4 protein-coding genes are annotated in these 5,288 nt (G+C 42.0%); all 4 read right to left on the reverse strand.

Annotated elements, in window-relative coordinates:
- Positions 1-292 precede the first annotated feature (292 nt).
- The 4 genes from FFM75_RS13795 to FFM75_RS13810 all read right to left on the reverse strand — a co-directional run bounded on the left by FFM75_RS13795 (position 293) and on the right by FFM75_RS13810 (position 5,240).
- A complete protein-coding gene (locus FFM75_RS13795) occupies positions 293-2,047 on the reverse strand; it encodes a putative frv operon regulatory protein (RefSeq protein WP_137629746.1) in 1,755 nt (584 codons plus the stop codon).
- Between the two features lie 3 nt (positions 2,048-2,050).
- A complete protein-coding gene (locus tag FFM75_RS13800) occupies positions 2,051-3,217 on the reverse strand; it encodes a MalY/PatB family protein (RefSeq protein WP_223876695.1) in 1,167 nt (388 codons plus the stop codon).
- Positions 3,218-3,327: 110 nt separating this feature from the next.
- Positions 3,328-4,785: a PTS fructose-like transporter subunit IIBC gene (locus FFM75_RS13805; RefSeq protein ID WP_137629748.1), complete on the reverse strand. Its 1,458-nt coding sequence runs from the start codon at positions 4,783-4,785 to the stop codon at positions 3,328-3,330.
- Between the two features lie 17 nt (positions 4,786-4,802).
- Entirely contained in the window at positions 4,803-5,240 is a 438-nt protein-coding gene (locus tag FFM75_RS13810) for a PTS fructose transporter subunit IIA (RefSeq protein WP_137629749.1), read from the reverse strand.
- Between the last annotated feature and the right edge of the window lie 48 nt (positions 5,241-5,288).

Consider the following 5,288-nt stretch of genomic DNA (forward strand, 5'->3'; position numbering starts at 1 on the left):
GTTGGGGGATCGCTCCCTGCGAGGGTAGGACGTTGCCATGCAAACTAGAAGGAATCGAGCAATCGATTCCTTTTTTTTGTCTTTATTTAAAAAGCCTCAAGTATCGTCAACGGCCTACAATTGAAGTCTTATTTACTATCGAGCAAACAGATACAAGGCTAGGTGTCTTATAAGTAATATAAATGCCCCAGGTTAGTTGCTACTTACAGATGAACCGCTAGCAATGCCAAAATAGTCATATTAAAAGCCACCTTAGTTAGTCCATAGCTGAGGTGGCTTTGAGTATAGGGTGTTAATTTTGGGTCAGCTCATTAATCAAGCTTTGATAGGAGTTAAGATTTTTTAGCTGAAGGGTATTTAGATTCTTGAGTTTCGTATAAATATAACCAAATACTTGGCCACTATCGGGACGGTTTTGATTGGCTAAAACGACCAGCATGAGATAAATTTGCCGATCACCGATTTTGACGTCGTGATTGAATGCAATTGCAAAAACTTCATAGGCGTCTACAATTCGAGCGGAAGCATGCGGAATTGAGACATGGTTTAAAATTAATTGATTACCCGCAGCTTCACGAGCAACGAGGGCATCGGTTTCGTCAGTAGTTAATAACCCCTGTTCTTGAAAGACATTCAGGCCAGCCTGTAGAATCTGATTGGCGTGGTGATAGGGCTCATCCAAATAAACAAAATGACTTTTAGGAAAGAAGTTAGCTAAGTTTTCTTGAATATAACTTTCGCTACTGAGGTTCTTTAACTTATCCAGTTCATCTTGATTGATGACACCATTGAAGGTACTGTCAAAATGAACTGGCAAGCGTAAATCGTTTGGGTGCAGGCCGTTGCCGATGATGAGATCATAGTCAGTATATTCTAGCCGTGTCGCAAGTTGTTCTTTGGAAAAGACCATTTCAATGTTCATGTTGGGGACTTGTTCCGTGATAATCATTTTGTTGATATTAGCAACCGATTGACGCGTGGCATACATGACAGTGCGAACATCGCGGGCCGCTGGTGTTTCAACGGCGTGCAAAACGTATAATGCGATATAGTCAGCGTCAATCTGAACAGCATCAAAGTCCATTTGTAATTTTCTTGCCAAATCAAACGCAAAATCAAAGGCAAATGGATTTTGGATCTTGAGATAACGAATTTGTTCAGACAATGATGCTGGTACAAAGGTTGGAAACATGGAACTTCGGCACAGATGATTAAAGATCTCTTCAGTAAAGTTATGATTGAGGCTATCTAACGTATATTGTGTTTTAGTGGCTTCAATCGCAGCGTGTACTTGGCGAATCGTCAGGCTATTGAGAAGTGTCATTTTAGCATTGAAGAATTCGGCTAGCACCGCAGCGAGGTTTGTGGCAATGCCATGGTCTAAAAACTCAGACAAGAGTGTCGTTACTGTTTTTTCAAAAGGTTGTTCGGCTACTAATGAACAAGCCAGTATTTGCGCATTGAACTGTGTTTCAGTTAAGTAATCAAATAAGCGTTCTGGCAACGCACTACGAACAATTTCAGCTGAGTTAGTGGTATTTAAATTAAAGTCTAATTGTTTTAGTTGACTCGTAATCAGTGCATGATTATCGATGATTAGCGCGGCTAAAACATCAATTTTAGAAATATGCTTGATTTTAACAGTCGTACCAATTCGCGGCCGTAAACTAATTTTCAAAATATTTTGAAATTGACGATTAATTTTTTCGACACTATTTAGAATATTTTGGCGTGATAAAAAGGTTCGTTCCATTAATTCTGCTAAGGTAATATTGGGACGAACTAATAAATAAAATAACACTAGGTTACTTTCGTTATTAAATCGTGTCAATAATTGATTGAAGTTAGCGGTATTTAAAATGAGTAAATGATATTTTTTAATGCTTTCAATCGAACCAATTTTTTCATCTGTTAACAAGGCATTGATACGGGCAATATCACGGACGATTGTCCGCCGTGATGTTGTCAGTAGTGTTGCGAGTTCTTCCCCCGATAGATCGTGTTCTTGTAGTAACAAAATGATTCTTAATTCTCGTGAATTTAGCATAGTTTATGAACGGATCCCGCGCTCCATTCGTTTCAGTCCTTCCTGTAATTTCGACATTGGACAAGCAATATTCATTCGGAGATAGTCTTGATCACCATAGGTCTTGCCGGGCATGATGCCAACGTGGCCGGTGTTGATCAGCTTGTCTTGAAGTGCCGTTGAGGATAAGTTCAACTTAGACACATCCATCCAGGCGAGATAGGTTGCTTGTGGTTGCGTGAAACTAATTTCTGGCAAGTTCGTTTGTAAGAACTCAGTCAAATAATCGAAATTGTTTTGTAGGTAACTAATTAATTGTACCAAATAGTCAGCCCCAGTGTTATAAGCGGCAATTTGAGAATCAATCCCGAAAATACTGGCAGAAGAGAGCGCATTTTTTTGCTTGAGTTCAGTTAAAAAGGCGTCGCGTAAGTCAGCCTCTGGAACGAATAAGTAAGAGCCAATCAAGTCGGGGGTGTTGAACGTTTTAGTCGCTGAACAGCAGAGCACGACATCAGTTTGCGTAAAGGTGGTTACGGGCGTATAAGTGTTGCCAGGATAAATAATATCTTTATGAATATCATCCGAAATCAAGAAGACGTGATATTGTTGGCAAAGGGCCACGATTTGTTTCAGTTCTGTCGCTGAGAAGACTTTCCCGGTTGGGTTGTGCGGGTTCGTCAGCAGTAAGACTTTGGTGTTACGCTGTGCTAATACGGCTTCTAAAGTGTCCCAATCAATTTGGTAAGCTTGTTGGGCACTGCCGAGGCGAACAGGCATTAATAGGCGATCATTGGCCTCAATGACATTATAAAAGGCATCATACATCGGGGTAAAGACGGCAACACCGTCACCGGGGTTGGACTTTAAGCGGAGCATGGTTGCAATTGAGAAAACCACACTAGGGCTATATAAAATCCAATCTGAATCCACGGCATAATCGTTTTGTTGTTGGAACCAGTGCATAATACTATTTTTATAGTCCGCGTGATTCCAGCGGGTATAGCCGTAAATCGGATGCTGAATCCGTTTTTCGAGCGCATTTTGCACGCCTTCGGGAACTGGAAAGTCGGTATCAGAAATCGAGAAGGGGATAATATCGGCCCGACCAAATCGGTCTTGAATATAATCCCATTGCGTACTATAAGTGCCTTTACGGTCAATAACGTGATCAAAATCATATTTCATTATTATCATTCCTCGCTATCATAAAGTTTAAATCGTCAGTCAGTTTTAAAGGTGCAACAAAAGGCAGCTGCTGATGCATAACTGCCTTTTGTCTGGGATGATTGAGTTTAGTATTATTTATCTTCAACTTGAGCAAGCTTAGCTTGTTCTTTTTTTTCACGCCGCTTGAGCCAAGCAGTCTTGAACGTGATGATGAAGAAGACATTTAAGAAGAGCCCGATGGCGACACAGAGATAGAACCAGTACCATGGCTTTTCAAGACCGATTAAGGGGTCAAAGATCCCAATCCCAGGTGCCATCCGTTGCACGTTCAACATAATCGTGATCGCACCAGTGATCCCACCGGCTAACGTATTGGCCGCAATCATTGGTAATGGGGCAGCTAAGGCATATGGAATGGCCGGTTCGGTCGCGACAGTCATCCCAACGATGAATGCACTCCAGCTAGCGGCACGTTCTTGTTTTGAGAAGAGTGATGGTTTGATCCAAGTTGCAATCGCTGCAGCCATTGGTGGTAAGAGGGTCACGACCCCCACGATCCCATACCAGTTGTAAACGCCAGAACTGAGTAATGAGAAGCTAAAGAACCAAGCGGTCTTGTTAATTGGACCACCCATATCAAAGGCCAACATACAACCAACTAGGAAGCCACCAACGAGCTTCATGGAGGTTGGGATGTTCTTCAAGAAGGCCAGCAAGATACTCATGATCCACCCCATGAATGGTCCTAAGAGGTAGTATGTTAACAGGCCAAAGACCAGTAAAGTGACAAACGGGATAATCATAAACCCTAAGATAGATTGGAAATTCTTACCCCATTTCACTTTCTTGAAGTATTTCACGAAGTAACCGATTGATAACCCAACGACAATGGCACCTAAGAAGCCAGCACCAGATTGCGTCCCTAATAGATCAGTATCGTTAGCCAAGTAGGTGACTAAAAATGCGGGTGCAAAGGCGGGTTTATCACCAATTGCAAAGGCGATATAAGCCCCCATAATTGGAATCATGAATTGGAACCCTAAGTTCCCAATGCTAGTAATGACCCAAGCAAGTGATGGCGAGACCCCTTTTGATAATGGGGTGTTCGGCATCCCGAACTGGACCATCATACTCCCGATGGCAATTAATAACCCACCACCGATAACGAATGGCAAGGCGGCAGATACCCCAGCCATTAAGTAACTCATCACACCATCGGTAACGGCATCTTGCTCGCTACCTAACTTCACTTTTGAAGCGGTAAAGATTTCGGCCTTATCATCAATATCATCAAATAAGGTATCAACTTCTTTAAGGGCTTCAGAAACGGGTAATTCAACGACTTTTTTACCGTTAAAACGTTGTTTGTCTTCATCCGTCATCCCTTTACCTAAAGCTAAAATGACGTAATTAGCAGCTGCGATTTGATCAGGTGTTAGCTTGTTTTCGACACCGCTAGCGCCTTGGGTTTCAACATGCACTTCATAACCTAATGATTTGGCTTTTTCTTCAATGGCTTCAGCCACCATATAGGTATGGGCAATCCCAGCTGGACAATTGGTTACGGCAACAATTTTAGTATTGGCCATCCCAAATTCCTCCTTTTCTAGCTAATGGCTTGATTGATTGCATCCAACACGGCTTGTTGATCGCCAGTGTTTAAGATTTCAACAAAGTCTTTGTGGACGAGCTTACGACTTAAACTCGCTAATAATTTCAAATGCACGTCGCCAGCATCGGCGGGAACTAACAAACTAATAAAGGTATGAACAGGTTTGCCATCTAATGAATCCCATTCGATGGCTTGACTACTGCGACCGAATAAAATGGTGGCTGTTTTAACGTTATTGGACTTTGCATGTGGAATCGCCACGCCATTGCCAAAGCCAGTGGTCGATTCTTGTTCACGTTCATGATAGTCGGCCACCAGTTGGGCTTCATCACTCACGATATCAAGTGATTTTGCTAATTGCGCTAATTCCTTTAAAATCTCATCTTGCGTACTACCGGTTAATGAGGCTGTGACATAAGTCTCTAGAAACAAAACAGGTCTGGAAAAATCTTCGGATTTTTCCAGACCTGTTTTTGATAT

This window comes from Lactiplantibacillus daowaiensis (assembly GCF_005405085.1).
In the GTDB taxonomy this organism is placed as follows: domain Bacteria; phylum Bacillota; class Bacilli; order Lactobacillales; family Lactobacillaceae; genus Lactiplantibacillus; species Lactiplantibacillus daowaiensis.

Coding starts and splice junctions, on each gene's coding strand:
- FFM75_RS13795 (WP_137629746.1), bottom strand. CDS start 2,047: ATGCTAAATTCACGAGAATTAAGAATCATTTTGTTACTACAAGAACAC.
- FFM75_RS13805 (WP_137629748.1), bottom strand. CDS start 4,785: ATGGCCAATACTAAAATTGTTGCCGTAACCAATTGTCCAGCTGGGATT.